This is a genomic window from Cohnella fermenti, assembly GCF_004801405.1.
GTDB lineage: Bacteria > Bacillota > Bacilli > Paenibacillales > Paenibacillaceae > Cohnella > Cohnella fermenti.
In genome coordinates this window covers 46225-69862 of the sequence record NZ_SSOB01000033.1, presented here as the reverse complement: position 1 = coordinate 69862, position 23638 = coordinate 46225, and the positions used below count along the sequence as shown (strand labels likewise).

Genomic DNA, 23638 nt, shown 5'->3' with positions numbered 1-23638 from the left:
AGCACCGGACCCGCGCGGTCGGCATGTCGGCAAGAGAACTTCCACATTATGGGGTTGGCAAGACGCGATCCCCCCCTTCTAAACCCTTATGCCTCTTCTCCCCTTGGATCAGGAACCTCCGCTTGACGATCATGTCCTTTGCTCTTGGGTCAGCCCATTCCACTTGCGCCTCCTTATCCTGAACGAAAGGGAGAAGAGACCTGATGCCGCCAGAGGGAATAGGGCGCAGGCGGGACGGGAGAGGGGAGAGACGCTGGATGGGATGGCAAGCAGAACGAACAATCGATAGGCGGGTTTCACGCTCATCTCCCCCTCCAATCGACTCTTCAGGATATCGTTAGACGGGTTTTCCGCTCATCACCCAAGCAGCTTCTCATGCACGACCGTCACTCCATCCTCGTTGTTGGACAGCGTCGTTGTTATGCAATACTCTTCTCAATCCCGAACCTTCAGCGTTTGATGCGCCGTCGTCGGCGCCGGGTAGAACGAACGGTCTGTCGCGGCGTCGTACAGATTGATATAATCGTAATTCGCCGTATCCGCCTTATCCGCGGGCATCGCGAACCCGAGCAGATCGACGTATGCCAGCTTGCCGTCATATTGCTTGTACAGCGTCCGGTTCTGATAGTCCGCATACTTCGGATCGGTTGTTGGGTACGGATTCGCGAATGGCGCCGTGTCGGCGAACTCGTACGGGTCGAACGACAGCTTGTACTCGCCTGTTGTCGTATCCTTCACGAGGAACAGCGGCTGGCTGCCCGCCACCGGCTCTGCGTACGTATGCAGCGCCGGCGAATGTCCGCTCTGCGGCTCGCGGGTCAGCACCGTCTGGCTGCCTTCCGTCTTCGTATAGAGCGGAATAAGATCCGCGTCCCCCTCGACGAAGCTCAGCAATCCGTAATCGACCGAATCCGCCAGCGCGTTCGCTTTGGTCTGTACGTCGGCCAGCTTGCCGACGACCCAATAATGGCGGTAGTACATCGTCTGTCCGGGCTCCAGATAGAAGTTGCCTCCGACACCGCCGACGAGGTAATCGTCCCGATTCGCATCGCCCCACGCCCATGTGTTCCGCGCATATTGGAAGCTCGTATCCTCGCCGTAATGCTTGTCCGTGCCGAATACCCACCCAAGCGCATAGCCGTCCTCGTCGTCCGCATCCTGGGCGAACGCGGCCCAGCCGCCCGTATCGGCAAGCGAGAGGCGGTTGGCCGGATCGCTGAAGTCGCCGCCGATCGCCGTGTACGAGCCGTCCGTCTCGCTGACGACGTGGTCCGGCAAGTTCGACTTGCGCACGCCGCCCCACGGAAGCGTGATGTCGTCTATCCTGTCGCTGCCGAAGTTGGAGAGGACATACGTCACCTCAATGATGCCGTCGCCGGCGTCGCGTACCTTCTCATAATAAAGAATGCCGGACTTATGGATGTTCGGAATGTGAGCCTGCTGCCCCCAGTTCAGCATGGAGTAGGAATGGTCCGTCGCGTCCCACCCGTAAGCGAGCGCCGGCGAATAGAAGAAGCGGTTGCGTCCGAGCGCCTCCGTATCCTTCCCCTCGTATACGCCCGCCTGATGGATATAGTACGCCATGCTGTCGTAGACCGATTGCGGGAATTGCGTATCGGGATTGTTGAGGCCGCGGTTGATCGAGACGGGCTGAATGACTTCGTCGACCCAACCTCCCGACATCGGCGTATCGGCGGACGACTGGGGCGGAATCGCCTCGCCGAACGGCCCCGTCAGCGAGTAGAGCTGCCCGCCCTTGCCGATGCGCAGCTCCCACGACGTGTCCGCCGTCTGACGGTGGACGATCGAAGCGTGATAGACGTGGCGCTCGTTCAACCCGGCTGCCCACTTGTCGTTGTCGATGTCCACCTCGTCGGCGAATGCCTGCAGCTCGCCGATGCTCGAGAACGAGTACGATGTGCCCGGAACATGCGCCGGCGTTCCGATAACGCGGACGCCGTAGACGGCTGTCGGATCGAAGCGGACCTCGAACGCCTGTCCCTGCGTCAAGCCCCCTCCGTCGCCATCCGTCGTCGCCGGATAATCGGTCAGCTTGGCGACATCGCTCCAGCTTCCGCCCGCGGACGTTTGCACCTGAATGCGAGGCTTGCCCGCCGACGCATTGAACCAGCCGCCGTCCGCATAATTGTTGCCGTGCGCATAGATCACCCTGCTGATCGTTACCGGATGCTCGAGCGTCGCCGCATACCAATCCGTGCTCTGCAGCGTGCCGTCCCACGTGACGCGATGCGTCGCAAGGTCGCCGTCGAGATACGACGCGCTGATGTTGCCTGCGCGCGAATAGCTCGGTGTCGCCTGCGCCAGCACGTTCGCCTCCGGCTCGAAGCTCGCCTGCAGCTCCGCGATGCTCGAGAACGAGAACGTCGTTCCGCTGTACTGCACCGGCTTGCCGATGACTCGAAGCGCGACGGCCTGCACCGGATCGAAGACGGCTTCGAACCGCTGCCCCTGCGTCAGCCCGCCGTCGCTCGTACTCGAGGCGGCCGGGTATTGCGAGAGCGTCGCGACGTCGATCCAGGAGCCGCCGACCGTCGTCTGCACCTGTATTCGGGGTTTGCCGCCCGACGTATCGAACCAGCCGCCGTCCGCATAGCTGCGGCCGTGCGCGTACACCGCCTTGTTGACGAGCTGCGGCTTGGCGAAGGTGACGGCGTACCAGTCCTCGCTCTGCACGGTGCCGTCCCACGTGACGCGATGCGTCGCGAAGTCGCCGTCCAGGTACGACGCGTCGATGTTGCCCGCGCGCGAGTAGGAAGCCGTTCCGGTCGCGGCCGCATTGCGCGGTGCGTAGAAGGCTTGAAGCTCGCCGATGCTCGAGAATGCGTAGCTCTTCCCCGTTACCTGCACGGGCTTGCCGATGACACGAACGCCATAAGCCTCCGTCGCCTCAATCGGCACCTCGAACGTCTCCCCCTGTGTCAGCCCGCCGCCGCTGCCCGCATTCGCATTCGGATAGTCCGCGATGACCGCCGCATCCGTCCAGACGCCGCCCGGCTCGGTCTGCACCTGGATGCGCGGCTTGCCGCCGGTCGTATCGAACCAGCCGCCATCCGCATAATTATTGCCGTGAGCATAGACGACCTTGTTGATCAGATAAGGGACCGGCGTCGTCACCGCGTACCAGTCCTCTGCCTGTACGGTGCCGTCCATCGACACCCGGTGCGTCGAGACGTCGTTGTCGTTAAACGACGCGTCGATATTGCCCGCGCGCGACCAGCTCATCTTGCCGTAGTAGAGCACGTTGATGCCCACCGCCGTCTGCAGCGGTCCATCCGTGCTTGTCGCCTCCCAAGCCGACGCGTTCTGCGCGGCGACCGGGCTGGAGGGGAATACCTGCAGCAGATCTCCATTCATCTCCTCCTCCGCATACGCTCCGGAACCAATCAGCAGCATCGGCAATGTCAGCATGGCAGCCATTGTCCTCTTCATCGCTCATCCTCCAATCTTCCTATTAAAATGCAGATGCAGATGACGGATCGCCCATATGCCTCCAGATCAGTTCTCCGTACGCATATGCCTCCCCACCGCCGGACAGCGGCTCGCTCGTGCCGTCCGAGCGCAGCGTCGTCCAGCGACAGTGCCCGCGCTCGAAGGCGAACGTCTCGCCGTCGTCGTCGTATAGCCGGAAGACGCCCGGCGCCTTGCCGTAGACGCGAATCTCGAGCGGCACCCGGTCGCCCGCCTTCGGCGCATGCGGCAGCGACGGCATCAGCGGGACGATGCCGCCGTCCCGCACGAACATCGGCACCCGCTCCAGCGGCGCGGCGTATTCGATCGTCCTTCCGCCGGGGAAGCTTGCGCCCGTCTCGAATTCGTACCAATCGCCTGCGGGCAGCGTGATCGCGCGCGACCGCTCGCCGGGGAACAGCGGCGCGACCAGCACGCTGTCACCCATCATGTACTGGTCGTCGATGCTGCGGTCCTCGCCGTACAGCCCGTAGGGAGCAGCCGTCGAATCGAAGCCGGCCGCCTCCGGCCCGAGTCGCTCGAACGGATACCCCGTCTCGAGCGCCATCGCGCGGAACGGCGGCGTGCCGTCTTCGCGATAACGCGCGAAGGCCGAATACAGGTACGGCATCAGCCGCATGCGCAGCCGGATCGCCGCACGGACCGCCGCCTCGGCGCCGGGGTACGACCAGGGCCGCTGCCCGCTCGCCCACGCGTTCATCATCGCGAGCGGCGACAGGCAGGCGATCTGCAGCCGGCGCACGTACGCTTCATCCGTCTGAGCCTCCCGCACCTCCGGCGACCAGAGCAGCCCGCCGAAGCCGCTGTTGCAGAGTGCCCGGACGAATTGCCGGCTGTCGTACAGGTCGGTATACAAAGCATAGGGCGAAGACACCGCGCCGGCGTTCGATGCGCGGACGAGCCCGTACGTGCGGCGATCGCGCTCCCGGAACAGACCGGCGGTGAGACGCTGCAGCAGCACACCGTACAGTTGCCGCATCCGCTCCCCGTCCAGCCCCGAAGGGAACGAAGCGTGGGCGGGGAACATCCACGAGCTTCCGGTCAGTTCGCTCCCGTCGACCTCGTCGAGCTTGTAGCCCGCAACGCCGAGGCCGACGTGCCGCTCGCGGTGATGCTCGGCGAGAATCGAAGCGGCGCGCGGGTCGGCATAATCCGGAGCGAGACCGCCCCACACCGTATGGCTGCCCGCATACGGCAGCAGCGGCTCGTACAGCGGCGAAGCCGGCGACACGTACGGATGCTCCCACACGTTGATGCGGAAGCCCTTCTCCGTCAAGCCGCGGACGAAGCCGGCCGGATCGGGGAAGCGCGCGGCGTCCCATTCGAACGACGTCGGGTAGCAGTGCGAGTGCCAGCCCGGCTCCAGGCCGATGACGTCGCACGGAATATCCCGCTGCCGGAACTCGTCCGCTTCGGCCGCGACCTCGGCGTCGGAGGCGAACATCGAGACGCGGTGCCAGAAGCCGAGTCCCCAGCGCGGCGGCAGCGGACCGCCGCCGCAGAACAGATTGTAGCGGCGAACGGCGCTTAGCATGGCGTTCGCTTGCGCAGCTTGCGGATCGCCGCGATCTCCCGCGCCGGCGAACACATACACCGCGACGCCCGTCTCGCCGGGAACGACCGCCTCCAGCGAATCCGACAGCGGCGTGGCGGCCCAGTCCTCATCGTAGCCGCGGTTCTTCAGCTTCGGCGGACGTTCGCTGTCCAACCGGACGGCCGAGCCGGCGTACACCGTCAGGACGCGCGCCGTGTCGATCAGCACGGCATAGCCCGCGCTCGACACCCAGAACGGCAGCGGCGCGTGCGTCTCCCCGGTGTCGACGACAGGGTCGCTGTTGACGCGCAGGCAGCGGGTTCGCCCGCGATGGTTCATCCGCAGGAACTGAAGCCCGAAGCCGTACAGCCGATCGCTCTCGCCGAGCGGCAGGCGGAGCACGATGCGCCCCGCCCCGACCGTCGCGACGACTTGTTCCTGCGGCAGCGGGAAGGGAGCGTCGCCGAGCGCGGCCAACGCCTCGCGCCGCGGCGACGGCGGCGACACCGTCAGCGGCGTGACCGCCTCCGGCACGCCGACGACGCCTCGCCAGATTCCTTCGGCCGCCTGCTCCCACTGAATAGCGCTCCGAATGACGCTCATGTCCTCTCTCCCCTCTCCATCGCGGTTATTCGGCATGGAGGAAACCCGCCTTCAGCAGCAGGCGGTGCAGCACCGCCGCCGCTTCCGCACGCGTCGCTCCCGCCTCCGGCGCGAAGCTTCCGTCCGGACGGCCCGCCATCAGTCCGTCCGCGGCGACGCGGCCAACCGCCTCCTTCGCCCAGGCCGCGATGCTCGCAGCATCTGCGAACGATCCGGAGGCGGCTGGCGTCTCCTCCCGGTTCGCGTCATCTGCGGCGAAGGTCTCCGAGCCAGGCACGGAGGCGAAGCGGAACGCTTGGACAAGCATCGCCGCCATCTCCTGGCGGGTGATCGCCTGCCCCGGGCGGAACGAGCCGTCCTCGTAGCCGGCGACCAGCCCCGCCTGCGCTGCCGCCCCGACGGCACCGGCGTACCAGGAGCCGGCCGACGTGTCCTTGAAGGCGGACGCCGCAGCCTCCGCATCGTCGCCGAGCCCGAGCGCGCGCGCCAGCAGCGTCGCCCATTCGGCGCGCGTCACGGCGGCGGTCGGCGCGAAGCGATCGGCCGCCACGCCCTTGACGATGCCGCTCGCGGCGAGTCGCTCGACATCCTGCGCGGCCCAGTTCCCGTTCAGATCGGCGAACCTCGGGCCCGCAGCGGCGGTCTTCTTCACGACCGTGTAGGCGCTGTTGCCCGGCCGCCGAATCGTAACGCGCACCGCATCGCCTTCGCGTTCGAACGCGGCCGGCGCGAAGCGCGCCTCGCCCTCCGGCGTCAGCCACAGCGCGGTCAGCTCCGCCGGATCAAGCGCGCCGTCAAGCGTCCAGCTGCGGGCGACGTAACCGGCGAACCGGTCGACCGCAACGCTGCGACCGCCCGCCGACGCCTCGACGGCGAATTCGCGCGGCGCCGTCACCTGCTCGGCACCGGCAGCCGCCTTCGCGAACGCCGCCTGCACGGCAGAGTCGGCCAGCCCGACATGAATGACGAGGCTTACCTCGGACGGGTCGACGCCAAGCGATGACGCAATCGCCGGAAGATCGATTGCGGCGAGCGGCAGCTCATACGTCGCGACCGGCGTCCGAATGGCCAGCGTAACGGGATGTCCCAGCTCCGCCGCAGCGGCGATGAAGGTGGCGGGCACCTCGACGGCGAACCGGTCGCCCGGCTCGGTCACGTCGGCAGCGACCGTACCGCCGCTCGGAAGTGCGGCAAGCGCATCTGCAAGCTTCGCCGCATCCAGCGCGACAACCGTCTCCGGCTTTGGCTCCGTGCCCGATGACGGCTCGTCGGTCGCGTCCGTCCCCGACCCGGCTGACGGATCGCTCGGCGGATTCGTCGCCGGAGTCGAATCATCGCCGGTCAACGAGAGCACGCGCACGCCCCGGTCGGCCTCGGTCAGCAGGCCGTAAGCCGCGTTGGCCGGAAGCGCGTCGCCGAGCGCAATCGTGCCGTCCTCCGCCGTATCCGCCGGGTAGACGTAGCCCAGCATGCCGAGGTAGTCCGTCTTGCCGTCGTAAGCTTTGTATTGGTACTGCCCTTCGTATAGATCGTGCTTCGGATCGCCAACCGGGTATGGGTTGGCGTACGGCACCTTCGTGCTGAGCAGGAACGGGTCCGTTGTCAGCACGAGCTGCTTCGTCGCCGTCTCGCGCAGCAGGAAGAGCGGCGTCGTGCCCGGAACCGGCTGAGCGTACGTCGCGAACGCCTTTGCGTCCGAACCGGATTTTCTCAGAGACAATGTCTTGGTGCCCGCTTCGTCGGACTGCACATAATAAGCCAACTGGTCCGCATCGGATTGCCCATACTGAACGAAGCCGTAATCGGTGTCGTTCGCAAGCTGCTTCGCCTTCTCCGCCACCTCGCCGAGCTTGCCGACGACGTAGTAGAACTTCCATGCAAGCTGCTCGCCCGGCTGCAGATGGAACCGCCCCTGCACCGCTTGCACGTAGAAGTCGTCCCGGTTCGCGTCTCCCCACGTGTAGTAAGTCGGCTCCCACTGGCCGTCGATCGTGCCGTACTTCGAATCCCGTCCGAATACGGTCGCCAGCGCGAAGCTGTCCGGGTCGTCCGCATTCTGCGTCATCGCCGCCCAGCCTCCCGTCTCGCTCGCCGGCTTGAGCTGCGTATACACGCCGCCTGCCCGGTCGTAGCCGCCCGAGACATTGCCGATTATGTGATCGGGAAGCGCGGACTTGCGCACGCCGCCCCACGGAATCGAGATGTCGTCGATCGTGTCGGTCCCGAAGTTGTTCAGCACATAGCTTACCTCGATGACGCCGTCGCCCGCGTCGCGCACCTTCGTGTAGTACAGCAGTCCGGAGCGCCAGATGCTCGGTATTTGCGCATTCTGCCCCCAAGCGATCGTCGCGTACGACGAATCCTGCGGATTCCATTGCGCGGCCAGCATCGGGTCGTAGAACGGCTTGGTCAAGATCGGGTCGTTCTTGTAGTAGACCCCCGAGCCGTGGATGAAGTACATCGTCGGCTCCTGATCCGGGTTGTGCTTGTCGTAGCTGATCGACACCGGCTGGATAACCTCGTCCATAAACACGTTGTTCGCCGTCTGCGGCGGCATCAGCTCGCCGATCGCCGTGTCCAGCGAATAGATCTGGCCGCCCTTGCCGATGCGGAGCTCCCACGACTTGTCTCCGTCCTGCATATGCTTGATGGACGATTGGAACACAAGCGACTCGTCAGCCGCCTCGTTCCACTTCGTGCCGCTCATCGGCACGGTGCCGTTCGTCTGCGACACGCTCCACTCCCCGGAATTCGCCGCTTCGCTGCCCGGCAGCTTGAAGGCATCCGTCAGTTGCGAGGAATAGGCATTGTAGAGCGGTTCGAACGGCTTGTTCTCATAAAGCAATCTGCGCAGGTACACCGCCGCATCGGCCCGCTTCACCGTCGCCTGCGGCTCGAAGCGGCTGCCCCCCGTCAGCGATTCCGGCAGCAGCCCCGTGCCCAGCGCCGCCTCCACGCTGCTGCGTGCCCAGGAAGCGATCTGCGCCGCATCCTCATACCGGCTGCTGTCGCCCAGCATATACGGTCGGCCGCCAACCAGACGCGCCGCCTTCGCGAACAGCACCGCCATCTCCTCGCGCGTCGCCGGCTGCTCCGGCTGCAGCTTGCCTCCGCTTGTCGGGAACAGAAGCCCGGCGTCCTTCGCGGCCTGTACGAGATCGGCCCGCGGATCGTCCGCGCCGACGTCGGCATATTCGCCGTTGTACTCCGCCGGTTCAAGCGATGCCGCCCTCGCCGTTGCCGCGATCAGGTCGATGCGCGAGATCGGCTCGTCGGGAGAGAAGCGGGCGGCGTCCGTCCCGTCCATAATGCCCGCCGATGTCACTTGCACAATGTCCCGCTTCGCCGGATGGCCCGCGATGTCGACAAAGTCGGATTGACCGTCGAACTCCGACTTGATGTCCACCGTCCAGCTCTGGGCCGCACCATTCTCCGCCGTCACGGTGAAGACGACGGGCTCGCGGTAATCTCGCACCGATGAAGGGTCGGGGCTGATCGATGCACCGCGCGACAACGTCATGGACACATCGAGCTGCGCCAGATCGGTGCCGTCCGCAACGACGGCCGACACCGTACGGGTCGTCCGGTCGATCGCGACGGGCGCGATCTTCTGCGCAACATCGAACTGCGTGATATCGTTGTACGCGTTCGGCGCGTCGTCCGGCTCCCAGCCGATGCCGCCGATCTCCACCGGACCGCTGTAGGCATAGACGCCGAAGTAGCCGGAGCCCGCGAGCGGCGCATCGGTGTCGACGATGTCGAACGCCTTCTGCCCATCCACCCACAGGACGAGCCGCACGCCGCCCTCCACGTCGAATGCGCCGACGCGGATCGTGTGCTCGGTGCCGGAGCGGAACAGCTTGTTCGCCAGCGTGCCGAACGGCGGCGTCTGCCCCGGATACGCGCCGATAAGCATATGCCGATTGCCGTCCGTCCACTTCTGCACTTCCCACACGTTCGCGTTCACGTCGATGAAGTACGCCGAACCGCCGTCGAAGATCGTCTTCGCCGGGTCGCTGCCGCGCAGCACGATGCCGGGCCAGTCCGGTCCGGTGAACGTATAGCGCATCGTGAAGTCGAGGTATTCGCTGCCGAACTGCTGACCCTTGTACATCTTGTAGCCGCCGGAGAAAATCGTGCTTCCGTCCCCGCCGTCCGCCATCGCGCCGAGGCCGATCCAGTTCGCCGAATCGGTCAGAGCCGCGTTGACAGGCGTTCCGGCATCGATTCCCGCAAGCGTCAGCGCTCCGTCTCCCGCAGCGGCGCCGAAGCGGCCGGAGTCGCGCAGCGGATCGATCGCGTCGAGCACGCTCAGCAGCGTCTCGCCGCCGACCGTTACCTGCAGCCGCACGCCGTCGCGCTCCTCGTAGCCGGCCAGCAGCACATCGGTCCACCCGACAGGCGCATAACCGGGCAGATCGGCCGTCGCAACCGCCCCCAGCGTCGTCGCTGCGCCGTCCCTCGTCTTGAGCAGCGTCCACTCGTCAGCTCCCAGCGACAGCCGGTAACCGTCACCGGCATCCGTGCCGCGCATCGTCAGCGAAGGCGCGTCTCCCCCGCCTCCGGGCTGCTCCGCCTTCAGCTTCAGGTGGAACGCCGCACTCCAATAATCCTTGCCGGCATAGCTCGCCGATTGACCCGCCGCCAGCGCCAGACCGCCGTTCGCCGGCGCCATCGCTCCTCCTGCCGGCGTCCAGCCGCTCGCATCCGCGAGCGGCCCGTTCAGCGGCTCGTACTCCCGCTCCGGCAGCGCGTAGAACGCCTGCAGCTCGGCGATGCTCGAGAAGGAGAACGAAGTGCCCGGATAGTGGGCCGGTCGGCCGACGATCCGCACGCCATACACTTCCGTCGCCGGCACCGACAGCGTGAAGCTGCGTCCGGCGGCAAGACCGCCGTTGTCTCCATCCGTCGTGTCCGGGTAATCGTCCACTGTCGCAAGATCGGTCCAATCCCCGCCTGCGGCGAGTCTCGCCTGAACGACCGGCTTGCCTCCGTCCGCCGTATTGAACCAGCCGCCGTCCGGCGAGGTGACCCCATGGACGAATACGATCTGATTGATTAGCTGCGGCACGTCGAGATCGACCGCATACCAGTCGGTCGTCTCGACCTGGCCGTTCCAACTGTTGCGCACGGTGGACACATCGCCGTCATTGAAGGAGCCCGGCGCATTGCCCGCCCGCGAATAACTCGCCGTTCCGCGGCGCAGCACGTTGGCTTCGGCCGCCAGCGGGTCGTTGTACGCCTGCAAGTCCGCCAGACTCGATGCGGACGATCCGCCGCCGGGCGCGGCAGGCCGGCCGATGACGCGAACGCCGTAGACGGCGACCGGATCGAAGACGGCCTCGAACCTTGCGCCCGCCTCAAGCGTTCCCGCGCTCGCAGACGTCGTCGCCGGATAACGCGCCAGCAGCGCCGCGTCCGTCCAGACGCCGTCCGCCGCGGTCCGAATCTGGATACGCGGCAAGCTGCCCGACGTATCGAACCAGCCGCCGTCCGCCGTGATCGCACCTTGCGTCAGCACAACATTGTTAATCGTCTGCGGCTCGTTCAGCGTGACGGCGTACCAGTCCTCTTCCCGCATCGTGCCGTCGTTCAGCGTCAGCGTCGTCGCCGGATCGCTGTCCAGGTAGACGTTCCCTCCGCCGAGCCCGAGCGAATTCGACGGCGAGCCCTTCGCCAGCAAGTTCGGATCGACGACGCTCGCCGTATCGAACGCCTCCAGCTCCGCCGCCGAGCCGAAGAATACCGGCTTGCCGATCACCCGAACACCGTATACATCGACGGGCTCGATCGCCAGCGCGAACTTCTGGCCGTCGGTCAGCCCGCCGTCGCTCGCCGCGCTCGTATCCGGGTAATCGCCCAGCGCCCCCGCGTCGATCCAGGCGCCGCCCGGCTCCGTCTGAATCTGAACGATCGGCTTGCCTCCGGCCGACGTGTCGAACCAGCCCCCATCCACGTAGGCATGTCCGTGGGCGTAGACGACCTTGTCGATATGCGCGGGCTGCTCGAGCGTCACCGCATACCACGCCTCGTCTTGATGCGTGCCGTCGTACGTGTTCAGATAAGTCGACGTATCGCCGTCGACGATCGAGCCGGGCACGCTGCCCGGAGCGTTGGCGCTGGCCGAGCCGCCGAGCAGCACATTGACCGGTGCCGGCAGCGGCGCAGCGGAAGCGGCAGGCAGCACGGCCAGCCATTGGACAGCCAGCAGCACAAACAGCAGCGAGCCGATGCCCGCGCGTCTTCGCAACTTCATGAGTAATCCCTCCGTATTCGTTCCTGTATAAACCATGGATTTTTTTGTGTTAAACAAGGCTGAACGAATGAATTTAACCCTGCAAGTTAAAACCGTATACAACTGCGGACCGAAAGCTCTATGGCAGACCGGAAGCTCCAGACCCGCCGGCCAGATCGAGCGAATAAGCATGAATTTTCGACTTCATTTCGCGGCCCGCGTCCCAAAACGAGCGAATAAGCATGAATTTTCGACTTCATTTCGCAGCCCCCGCGTCCAAAACGAGCGAATAAGCATGAATTTTCGACTTTATTTCGCAGCTCGCGTCCAAAACGAGCGAATAAGCATGAATTTTCGACTTTATTTCGCAGCCTGCGTCCAAAACGAGCGAATAAGCATGAATTTTCGACTTCATTTCGCGGCCCGCGTCCCAAAACGAGCGAATAAGCATGAATTTTCGACTTCATTCCGCGACCCGCGTCCAAAACGAGCGAATAAGCATGAATTTTCGACTTTATTTCGCAGCCCACTTCCAAAACGCGTCCACATTGCGTGGAGCATCGAAACGAGTGAGCTCGTTGCGTTCCCCGGTTCAACTTTAAATAACTCTTTTTAATGGATGTCCCCCTAACTTTGTAAGCGCTTTCTCATTAGGGTAAAATCGTCGCTTTTCTTTAGCCGATCCATGCGCCCGATCCTTGCCCCGACTTGCTGCAGCCGTTGGCGAGCTATGCAAGAGCTCCATTCGCCGGACCCCGTCCCCGGCCAGCCTCGCGGAACGGCCGGCGGAAGGAATTCCTCCGTTCTCGAACGAATTCCTTGAATTCCTTCCGCGCCCGTCCGCCCGCCGTCTCCGTGCCCGCGCTACACGACTTCAAGCTCGTCTCGCCCGGGCAGCGGCGGGAACGGCGCGGCGGGCAGCGTCTGATACCAGTACGCCACCGAGCAGATGTCGTGCTGCCCGGGGTAGTACCGCCCCTCGCCCCGCCAGCCGAGCGCCTGAATCGTCACCGTCAGATCCGACTCGAAGCGGATCGGATCGACGACGTGCCAGCGGTACATCGCATGGCGGTGCTGCGACTGGTACAGCCCGTCCGGCCGCAGCACCTGGTGCATGCCCGCATACGCGGTCGAATACTCGCGGTAGCTGCCGTCCACCTCCCAGTTGAAGGCGCCGCCGAAGTAGTCCTCGGTGCCGGTCCCGCAGATGGTCGGGTATTCGCCGTCGCCGTCGAGGTAGAATTTGATCTCGCCTTCGCCCCACCAGCCGCTGTTATTGATTCCCCAGCCCATCGACGTGCCGACGTACTGGCCCCGGCCGCGCACGCCGTCGAGTATCGTATACGGCACCTTGCAGGGAACCGGATTCGTACGGCGGTATTGCGCGTGGAAGTACGCCGCGTCGTCCGGCACGTCGGTCAAGGTGTAGTTGATCTGGTAAAAACACATCTGCGACGCGCTCCCGACGGGCATCCGGTTCTCGATCGTGATCCGGCAGCGTCCGCGGAACGGCATCTCCCAGAAGCAGTTGAGCGCCTTGTTCGGATTGACCGCGACCATAAGCGAATTCAGATGCACGTACGGCCCCTTCGTCGCGAACATGTCGCCCGTCACCCACGGCAGGCCGAAGAAGTCCGGCAGCGGCGTCTCCACCGACGGCGTCTCTTGGTCGTCCCAATAGATGCGAAGAATGAAGTCGCGCCCGACATAGCCGGCGAACCACATGCTCTGGATCGCGCCCGGCCCCTCGATGTCCGCGATCGTCAGCGTCGTCCCGGGCTCCGCCATGACGCACGGACTGCACTTCCACCCCTTCCCAAGCTCTCTCGCCGGGCTGTTCGGGTGCGCTTCGCTCCTCGCCCCGCCGCCCTTCTCTCCCGTCGGATTCTCCGCGCTGATGCTGCGCGTCCGGGCGTCCGACAGCCGCCACAGATTGCCGGGGTGCATCCCCAATCCGTTGAACCCGTTCATTCCGCCAACACTCCTTCCGAAGCTGTAAAAGCAAGCGTTATCGGCTGTCCGCGCTGCAGCGTTATCCGGTACTCCGTCGGCGCTCCCGCCGGAACGAAGCGGGCCGGCACCGTTACCGCAACGTCCGCGTCCGCCGCCTTCGCCGTCAACTTCGCACGAAGCCGCCCCGCCTCCGCGTCCCATTCGAGGCTCGCCTCGATGGCGCCGCGCGCCAGCAGCGGTCCGGCCGCTCCGCGCGACAGCCGCGTCGGCAGTGCGGGCAGCAGCGACAGCCGGCCCGGCACGCCGAACAGCAGCATCTCCTGCAGCGCCGCCGTCCAGCCCATGTTCGCATCGATCTGGAACGGCGCCCATTCCAGATCGACGCCGATGCCCATGCCGCGCCAGTCGTTGTGCACGGTGAAGAAGTTGCTCAGCACGCACGAGCGGGCAAGAATATCGAGGCTCTCGAGCGCCAGATCGCCTTCGCCCGTTCGGGCGTAGCTGTTCGCCATGTGGGCGAGCGACCAGCCGGACTGCTGCTTGAGCCCGATGACGAGCCGCTTGCGGATCGCCGTCACGAACGCCTCGAACAGCGCCGGCTCGCGCTCCTTCGTCACCTCCGTGCCGGGGAACAGCGGGTAGACATGCGACTGATGCCGGTGCTCGTAGTTGTCGTCGAAGTCGGGGTGCATCCACTCGCGCACGGCCCCGTCCGCATTGATCTGGTACGGCGGAATGCGGGCGAGCATCGCCTCCCAGCCGGCGATCTCGGCTTCGTCGTATCCTCCCGCGATGCGCATGCCCTCCGCCAGATGCGTGAGGACCTCCTTCGCGATGGCGAAGTCCATCGTCGCATTGATCGTCGTCTCCATCGTTGTCTCCTCGCAGCCGGTGGCGAGCTTCGACCAGTAATTGCCCGGCGTGTTCTCCGGCGAATTCGAAGGCGAGCTGACATAGAAGCCGTCCTCTCCGATCGTGAAGAAGTCCCGATAGAACGTCGCCGTCTCCATGAGGAAGGGCAGCGCCCGTTCGCGCAGGAAGCTGATATCGCCCGTATGCAAGTAATAATCGTAATAATGCTGCGCGATCCAGCCCGCCCCGCCCGTCCAGTGGATGATATGGGGGTAAATAATGCCGATCCGGCCGCTCTGCGGCGATGTCGGAGCCGGAATGTAGATGCCGCGGCATCCGTACAGCCTGGCGGCGTTCTCGCGGAAGTCGTCCAGCAGCCGCTCGAAGTAGTCGAACACGGCGAGCAGCGTCTCCGGCATGTTGCCGGACAGCGCCTGCCAGTAATTCATCTGCAGGTTCTCGTTGATCATGTTGAACGCCCAGAACCCGGTGTACTCGCCGCTCCACAGCCCCATCAGCGGCGACGGATTGCCGCCCTCGCGCGAGCTGGAGACCAGCAGATAGCGGCCGTACGCCCACATCTTCTCGAGCATGGCGACAGGCGCCTGCCCCTTGTAGGCGCGCAGCAGCAGCTCTTCGTTGGACAGGCTGCGCTCCGCTTCGTCCGCATGAAGGTCGAGCGTCATGCGGTTGAAGATCGGCGCATGCAGCGCGGCGTGCCTCTCCAGCAGCGCCGAGAACCCAAGCTGCGCCGACGCTTCGTCGGCAAGCTCGGCCGCAAGCCGCGGCCACGCTTCACTCCGATCGCCGTCGTAGAACACCTTCGCAACGACTTGGATCGAGGCAGCGCCCTCGTAGGCGAGCCCCTTCTCGCGCGGCGACAGCTCGCCGCCCTCCGCCCTAACCAGAGCGACCGCGCCGAAGTCGGTGCCGTCGTCCTTGCGCGCGGCGTAGTAGACGAACGCGCCTTCGCCGAAGCTCTCCGCGTCCGTCGGCAGCGCCGACACGCCGCCGAACGGCATCCGTGCGTCGGCGATATCGTGCAGGTCGAGCCAGACAACTCCGCCAAGCCGCAGCGGACCGTCCGCCGTCAGCCGACAGACGACGGCGTCGTCCGCCCGCGAGACGAACAGCTCCCGCTTCAGCCGCGTATCGCCATCCGCCCAGGCAACCGTCACCAGCCCCGTCTCCATATCGAGCGTGCGGCTGTAGTCGGCGAATGCGCGCTCCGCCCGCACGATCCACTTCAGGTCGCCGAGCGGCAGCGGACAGGCGACGCGCGGGTTGTAGCCCCGCTCCTTAAGAGCGTCCGCCAGCACCTTGTCTGCTTCCGGCGCCCGCCGCTCCGCCAGCAGACGCCGCACCTCGGGCAGCCTGCCGCTGACGTCGGGCACCGGGTCGTCCGTTCCCTGCCACCACAGATTCTCGTGCGTCAGCATGACGGTCTCCTCGCAGCAGCCGCCGTAGACGGCCGCGCCGATCGAGCCGTTGCCGGCCGGCAGCGCGTCCTTCCAGCGTGCCGACCAGATAGAGGCCGGGTAATTCAAGATCAGCCTGTTCCGCATTATCCGCGTTCGGCTACGATTGCGCCGATCTCCGTCTTGTACCAGTCGAGCAGCTTGTCGGCGCCGAGATCCTGCACATCCTTGATGAACTTCGCCTTCGCGGCTTCATACTCGGCGTCGTCCTTGTTGATGATAAGCTTGATCTGATTCGTCTGGACGTAAGTCGTAATCTTCGTCAGCGTTGCGGTCAGGTCGTTCGGCATCGCCGGGAGGCTGGCGACGATCGACGTGTCGTACGACGTGTACTTCTTCTGCTTCGTATACAGATCGCCCGGCAGCTCGACGCCGAAGTGCTCGGCCCCTTCCTTCTGCAGCGGAGTCAGACGCTCCTTGACGACATCCGGCAAGTAGCTGAAGTAGACCGGAGTGTCATACTTCGGATCGACCGCCGACAAGCCGCGGCCGGAGATATTGTGATACTTGTACACGCCCGTCTTCAGCCTGTAGTCCGGATCGCTCTTCAGCCCTTCGATCGTCTCCGCCTTGAGCTGCGGCTGGCCGTCGACCTCGTCCCATGTCTCGCCCTTGACGCCGTTGAAGATAAGCTCGGCGCCCTCGTAGGAGATGAGGAAGTTCAGCAGCTCCAGCGCCTCCTTCGGATGCTTCGAGTTCTTCGGAATGAAGAACGTGGAGCCGCCCTGCGGCTGGTCGAACGACAGCATGTATTGATCGAGATCGTTCGGCGCGGGCATCTGGAAGTAGCCCTTGTCTGTCTGGCCTTCCTTCGTGAACTCGACGTTGCCGTTATCGACCGACCAAGGCGACCAGCCGAGGAAGATACGGTTCGCCGACACCTTGTTCAGGAAGTCCGCGAACTTCATCGTGAAGGCGTCGGGATCGAGCAGCCCCATCTTGTTCGCCTTGCGGTAGAATTCAACCCCTTCGAAGAACGTCGAATTCGGGTCGGTCAGACGCGGCATGACCTCGTAAGTGACCATATCGAGATCGTAGATCATGTTGTTGGAGACGCCCTTGAACATCGAGAACGGCACGTCAAGCGACCATTGCGCCCAGCCGGGCGAATCGCCGAACCAAGCGGAGACGCCGTAGTTCTTCTCGCCGTTCGCGTTCTTCGGCTCCAACTGCTGCATCTGGGCCAGCACGTTCAAGTAATCGTCGAGCGATTCGAGCTTCGGGTAGCCGAGCTGCTTCCACAGGTCGTAGCGGAGATACGGAGCCACCTGCGCCTGCAGCGGATCGTCCGCATAGTCGCCGACCAGATTGATGAAGCGAACCTTGTTGTCGGTGCTGCCGTTCACATCCTTGCTCAGGAACTTGCGGGAATAGTCGATCCGCTGCGGCGTATTGCTTACGATGTCCGGCGCGAATTCGTCCAGCAGGTCGTCGAGCGTCAGCGCCGCGCCGGCGGAGACGACCTTCGGCAGCAGATCCGGCGTCGGCACGAACGCGATGTCCGGCAGGTCGCCGCTTGCGAGCTGGGCTGCGAACTTGGCGCTGATATCGCCAACGGCGTTGCCCGGAGTGATGTTCACCTTGATATTGAGCCGCTTCTCGATCTCCTTCATGACCGGGTCGTCCTGGAAGCCGGCCGGGAAGCTCTTCTCGAACGCCGGAGCCGACATCGTGATCTCGACCGGCGGGCCGCTCGGCGTCTCGCTCGGCGAAGCCGAAGCGGAGGCTTCGGCCCCGGAAGCCGCAGGCGAAGAAGCGCCTCCCGATGCCGACGGCGAAGCCGCGCCGTTGCCGTTGCCGCCGCAGCCGGCGAGCGTCAGCATCGCAGCCGCCGTCAGCAGGCTGACCGATGCTTTGATTTTGCGCTGTCTCTTGTTGCCGGGCTGGATGATGTTTCCAGGCTGGCTAATGCTGTCAAGCTGTCTGATGTTGTCCATGTCGTTATCCCCTCTGCATCGAATGGATGAATTGCGGATGATGCGAATGCTATATGTGCGATCCGTCGCCGGATGGGACACCGATTGCCGGGTCCGGAACGATCAGCCCTTGACGGCGCCGATCATGATTCCGGAGATAAAGTAGCGCTGGAAGAACGGATAGACAAAAACAATAGGAAGCGTCGCGATCATCGTGATCGTCATGCGGATGGATGTCGGCGTCACCTGCTGAATGTCGGACGAGCTGACCGTCGCCATATTCGTCTTCAGCGCCATCAGGTTCGACGTCTGGTCGGTCAGGAAGTTAAGCAGCACGAGTTGCATCGTCGGCAGGTTCGGCGCAAGGAAGAAGTTGTCCGTCCATGTGTTCCACTGGTTGACCGCGGAGAAGATCGCCGCGACCGCAAGCACCGGCAGACTGAGCGGCAGCACGATGCGCAGGAAAATCGTCATGACGTTCGCCCCGTCGATCATCGCCGACTCCTCCATCGCAGCCGGAAGCTGCTCGAAGTACGTCTTGATGAGCACCAGATAGAAGGCGATGATTGCAGTCGGCAGCACATACAGCAGGAAGTTGTCCTTCAGCCCGTACGCCTTCATCGTGATGTACCACGGAATGATGCCGGCGCTGACGTACATCGTCGCGAGCGTAATCCGGTACATCGTCTTGCGGAACCGAAGCTGCGGCTTCGTCAGCGCGTAGGCATACATCGACGTGCAGAAGACGGTGACGGCCGTGCCCGCGATGGTGCGGGCTGCGCTGATGAAGGCCGCCCGGGCAAGCTCATCGAGCCCGAAGATCTGCCTGTAATTGATGAGCGTAAACCCGCTCGGCCACAGGTAGATCTGGCGATGGGACACCTGGTCGGGCACGCTGACCGAATAGATAAAGATATAGTAGAACGGATAAATGCAGAGCACGACGAGCAGCAGCAGAAGCAGGATGTTGAAGGTGCCGAACAGGCGGCTGGATAGTGCTTGGCGGCTGACCATGCGGGCTGCGCCTCCTTCCCGGTATGAGGTTTAGATGATCGAGTTGCCCGAGATGCGCTTGATGACACCGTTCGCCGCGAACAGAATAACGAGGCTCGTGACGCTCTTGAACACGCCGATCGCGGTGCCGAGCGAGAAGTCGAAGTTGACGAGGCCGGCCTGGTACGAATAATAGTCCAGCGTAACGATACGATCATGATTAAGCGCATTGTGGAAAACAAAGATCTGCTCGAAGTTCGAGCCGAGCAGATTGCCGACCGACAACAGCAGCAGCACGGTAAAGGTGGGCATGAGACCGGGAATCGTGACATGAAGAGCCTTCTTGAACCGTCCGGCCCCGTCTACGCTCGCTGCATCGTACAGTTCGAGATCGATCGAGGTGATTGCCCCGATGTAGATGATCGCCGACCAGCCGATTGTTTTCCACACAACAACGAAGGTCTGGAACAGCCACGTGGCGCTCTCGTTCCCCAGCAGGTTCGTCGGCTCCGATATAAGATGCAGCTTCAACAGCAGCGCGTTGACGAGCCCCCCGTCGACCGAGAAGAAGGTGAAGAAGATCGCGTACACGATGATGAACGAGATGAAGTTCGGCAGCGAGAGCGCCACCTGAATGAATTTGCGCAGCCGCCGTTGTCCGACTTCGGTAATCAGGATCGCCAGAATCATCGACAGCGGCGAAGCCAGAATGCCGAGGAAGCCGAGCGCAAGCGTGTTCGTAATCGCCTTCGGCAGCTCGCCGCCCGTGCCGAACAGCTGCTGGAAGTAGTCGAAGCCGACATATTCGCTCTTGAAGATCGACAGGCCCGGAATGTACCTCACGAAGGCCATCGACCACCCGGCGAGCGGGACGTAATTAAACAGAATGACAAGCAGGAAAAACGGCAGCGTCATGAGCCATAGAAGCCATCCGTCCGTTCTGGTGCGTGTTGTCGTCATGTCGCTTCTCTCCATTCCGTAAATCGTTGCGTCTTAATCGTATAAGGAAACGGTTGCAGTCGACAACGGAACGAATTTTACTTTTACGGTTCAAATTATAGGACTTTGGCCTGTCGGCCGATTCGGGTCTGTTCGACCTCGCGCGCGTTGACTATACTGAGAAGCAACGGGGGAGGTGCGCGTCCGCATGCTGAGAAAAGGCTATGTCAAATACATCAAATCCCGCTTCTTCGCCCGCCTGCTGCTGCTCAATACGGCGATTGTTCTGCTTATGATGGCGATACTGGTCACCCTCATCACACGCAGCGTCGCCGACCAGAATTCGGAGAAGGAGCTTAGCTTCAACACGCAAATTCTCGAAAGCGTAAGCAAGTATTACGAGCAGAAGCTTGACGTCGTCCGCCAGATGATCGAGCAGATCTATTACGATCCCGCGTCGTACGGGTATATCTTCGCACTGATGGAGCAGCCGGATACGGAGAGCTACGAATATCGGACCAACCGGGTCAAGCTGGAGACGTACCTGAATTCGAACTTTACCCGCGACAAGGACATTACCAATATCGCCATCTATTCCAAGCTCAATGACGAAGCATTCCTGATCTCGACCAATCTGTGGCGCATCCGGGACGAGAAATACTTCAAGACGCTCGACTGGTTCAAGGACTTCAACAACGAGCTGTACGGCCTGCGGCTGACGCCGGCCTACGTCGACAATCTGACGCCGGGCGAGCAGCGGTGGATCTATACGATCGGCTCCAATCTGAAGTCGCAGGACATTACCGCCAATACCGGCGTGCTGCTCGTCAACTTCGATGCGGCTTCGATCGAGAACGCGTATTTGCCGTACAAAAACCGGGTCAAAGGCAACATTCTGATCGTAAGCGCCGACGGCCAGCCGATCTACGATTCCAAGGGCGTCTACGCTCCGGTTGACGAGCCGCTTCGACAGCGGATCACGGACGCCGGATCGGGAGACGGCTCCGCCGGCACCGTGTCGACGACGGTCGGCTCGCGCATCGTCAATGTGCTTCCGACAGGCGACGGCGTCTATGTCGTCGGCCTCATCGAGAAGGCGGAGATGTTCCGCGAGGTGAACGAGCTGAAGCGGTATTTGTTCCTGCTCGGGCTTGCCTGCGCCGGATTGACAATCGCGCTGAACGGCGCAGCCATGAGCGTGTTCACCCAGAAGGTCAGGCGGATCATCCGGGCGATCGCCCACCCGCCCGAAGGCTTCCTGACCCAGCGAACGCGGCTCGAGGTGTCGGACGACGAGATCGGCCAGCTCGCCTTCCGCTTCAACGTGCTGCAGGACAAGCTGACGGATTACGTCAACGAGGTGTACATCGCCGACATCCGCTACAAGAATGCGGCGCTCGCGGCGTTGCAGGCGCAGATCAACCCGCACTTCCTGTCGAACACGCTCGAAGCGATCCGAATGAAGGCGGTGCGCGAAGGCAACGAGGATGTAGGCGAGATGATCTATATCCTGTCCTTCCTGCTCCGCACCAGCCTGAAGCAGCAGCCGTGGGTAAGCGTTCGCGAAGAGATCTCCTATTGCGAGCTGTACCTGCAGCTGTTCACGTTGCGTTACCCGGACAAGCTGCGGATCGAGATCGACGTCGATCCCGAGCTGGAGCCGATGGCGATCGGCAAGCTGACGCTGCAGCCGATCGTCGAGAACAGCGTGCAGCACGGCGTTAACTTCAAGCAGGGGAAAAATACGATTCGCATTACGGGGAGGCGGCGCGGCGACGACGCCGTCATCGAGATAACGGACAACGGCAGCGGCATCAAGCCGGAAGAGCTGGCACGCCTTCGGGCCCGATTGGCGGGAACTCCGGAGCCGGCGGACGATGAAGGCGCGGCAGAGCCGGCTTCGTCCGATCGTGCAGGGCATTCCGGCATCGGGCTGCTGAACGTGCACGAGCGCTTGAAGCTGCAATTCGGGGAGCGATATGGGCTGGAGGTAGACAGCGGCGAAGCCGGCACGACGGTTCGAATTCGATGGCCCGCGCGGCGACTGGAGGAGATGGACCATGTTTAACGCACTGTTGGTGGACGACGAACCGCTTATTCTGGAGGGACTGCGTTATATTGTCGATTGGGAGGAGCACGGCTTCGAGCTCGCCGGCATGGCGGAGAGCGCCGCCGAAGCGCTCGATCTGATCGAGCGGGGAGCCGTTGATCTGCTCGTCACCGACATTCGTATGCCGGGCCTGTCCGGACTGGAGCTGATCGAGCGGGTCCGGGAGCGGCGCCCCGGCATGAAGTTCGTCATTCTGAGCGGCTACAACGACTTCGAGCTCGTGCGCAAGGCAGCCACGCTCGGCATCGAGAACTACCTCATCAAGCCGGTCAACAAGGAGGAGCTGTCCTCGACGCTCGTCAACGCCGCCGGGAAGCTCGAGCAGGCGCGGCGCCAGGCGGTTCAGCAGGTATACGTGCGCGAGGCGATCGACGTGCTCCGTGACAATGTGCTGCTGCGGATGGCGACGGGCACGATCGGCATTCACGAGTTCGCTGAGAAAAGCGCCTTTCTGCGGATCGGGCTGGACGGCCCCGCCTGCGCGGTTGCGATCATTCGGCGGGTGAAGGACAATCTGACCGGCGGCGACCGCAGCGATCCGCAGCTTATCGCCTTCGCCATCCGCAATATCTGCAACGACGTGCTGGCCGCCGCCGCGACCGGCGAAGGCATCGGCGGCTACGCCGTCGACGACAACGACGAGGACATCGTCCTGCTGCTCGCCGGAGCGCTCGCGGACGAGAAGTCGGTTGTCCGGCTGCTGCACGAGCTTGCTTCCCACTGCGTCCAATACTTGAAGCAGGAGGTGTTCGTCTCGCTCGGACCGCCGGTGGAGAACAAGTTCGCATTGGCCGCAAGCTACCGCGAGGCGAAGGATCTGGCCGACTACTCGCTTGTTCTGGCAGATCGGGGCGTGCTCACGTCGCGCGAAGCGAAGGCGCAGCAGGTCGGTCCCGGCAACCCGCTGCAGATCGACTTCGACGAGCTGCAGCAGGCGCTGCTCGCCGGGGATCGCGATGTCGTCGCGCGGCATATCCGCGCGGTGTTCGCCAAGCTCGACGGGCAGGAGGGCACCACCCCCGGCCTCGTACACAATGTGACGGTCGAGCTGCTGTATCGCATCGTTCACGCGACGAACCTGTCGCCCCGCAGCGCGGCGGCCAGCCCGCTCGGACGCAACGGCTTCCTCGCCGGCGTGCTGGGCCGCCGCACGCTCGGCGACATCGCAGACGCAATTGCCGAAGCGGCCGACGATCTGCTCGCCCAGTCGGCGGCGCGCGACTCGCGCATCGACGAGGTGCTTGCCTACGTCAATGCCCACTATGCCGCCGAACTGTCGCTGCAGCACTTATCGTCGGTTTTTCACATTAACGCGGCCTACTTGGGCCAACAATTCAAGAAGGAGACCGGCAAGCTATTCAGCACCTACCTGAACGAGTACCGTATCGCCAAAGCAATAGAGCTGCTGCAGTCAAGCCCGTTAAAGGCCAAAGAGGTGGCGATCAAAGTCGGCTATTCCAATCCGGATTACTTCTACAAGATCTTCAAGAAGATTACGGGAAGCTATCCGTCGGAATACGGATAACTTGCGGAGCT

10 protein-coding genes are annotated in these 23638 nt (G+C 63.5%); 2 read left to right on the top strand and 8 right to left on the bottom strand.

Annotated features, from left to right (window positions below):
- Positions 1–435: 435 nt before the first annotated feature.
- The 8 genes from E6C55_RS22610 to E6C55_RS22575 all read right to left on the bottom strand — a co-directional run bounded on the left by E6C55_RS22610 (position 436) and on the right by E6C55_RS22575 (position 20013).
- Positions 436–3450, bottom strand: a complete 3015-nt coding sequence (locus E6C55_RS22610; protein WP_136372088.1) for a hypothetical protein — start codon at positions 3448–3450, stop codon at positions 436–438.
- Positions 3451–3472: 22 nt separating this feature from the next.
- Complete coding sequence (locus E6C55_RS22605) at positions 3473–5626, bottom strand: TIM-barrel domain-containing protein (protein ID WP_136372087.1); 2154 nt, start codon at positions 5624–5626, stop codon at positions 3473–3475.
- A gap of 25 nt (positions 5627–5651) precedes the next feature.
- On the bottom strand, positions 5652–11882 hold the full coding sequence (locus tag E6C55_RS22600) for an S-layer homology domain-containing protein (protein ID WP_136372086.1): 6231 nt from the start codon (positions 11880–11882) through the stop codon (positions 5652–5654).
- An 843-nt stretch (positions 11883–12725) separates the two neighbouring features.
- A complete protein-coding gene (locus E6C55_RS22595) occupies positions 12726–13832 on the bottom strand; it encodes a glycoside hydrolase family 172 protein (RefSeq protein WP_136372085.1) in 1107 nt (368 codons plus the stop codon).
- The gene (locus E6C55_RS22590; protein WP_136372084.1) at positions 13829–16231 is read right to left on the bottom strand and encodes a glycosyl hydrolase family 95 catalytic domain-containing protein; all 2403 of its coding nucleotides are present in this window, start codon (positions 16229–16231) and stop codon (positions 13829–13831) included. Before E6C55_RS22590 ends, E6C55_RS22595 begins: the two co-directional genes overlap by 4 nt.
- Complete coding sequence (locus tag E6C55_RS22585) at positions 16231–18081, bottom strand: extracellular solute-binding protein (RefSeq protein ID WP_136372083.1); 1851 nt, start codon at positions 18079–18081, stop codon at positions 16231–16233. Before E6C55_RS22585 ends, E6C55_RS22590 begins: the two co-directional genes overlap by 1 nt.
- Before the next feature lie 102 nt (positions 18082–18183).
- Positions 18184–19074 carry a carbohydrate ABC transporter permease gene (locus tag E6C55_RS22580; protein ID WP_136372082.1) on the bottom strand — a complete coding sequence of 297 codons (891 nt, stop codon included), beginning with the start codon at positions 19072–19074 and terminating at the stop codon, positions 18184–18186.
- Between the two features lie 30 nt (positions 19075–19104).
- Positions 19105–20013, bottom strand: a complete 909-nt coding sequence (locus E6C55_RS22575) for an ABC transporter permease subunit (RefSeq protein ID WP_168735817.1) — start codon at positions 20011–20013, stop codon at positions 19105–19107.
- Between the two features lie 187 nt (positions 20014–20200).
- Between E6C55_RS22575 and E6C55_RS22570 the strand changes: the two genes are divergently transcribed.
- Positions 20201–22060 (top strand): sensor histidine kinase, encoded by a 1860-nt coding sequence (locus tag E6C55_RS22570; RefSeq protein WP_136372080.1) that lies wholly within the window; start codon positions 20201–20203, stop codon positions 22058–22060.
- Entirely contained in the window at positions 22053–23627 is a 1575-nt protein-coding gene (locus tag E6C55_RS22565) for a response regulator transcription factor (protein WP_136372079.1), read from the top strand. The genes E6C55_RS22570 and E6C55_RS22565 overlap by 8 nt, the downstream gene beginning before the upstream one ends.
- Positions 23628–23638: the final 11 nt, after the last annotated feature.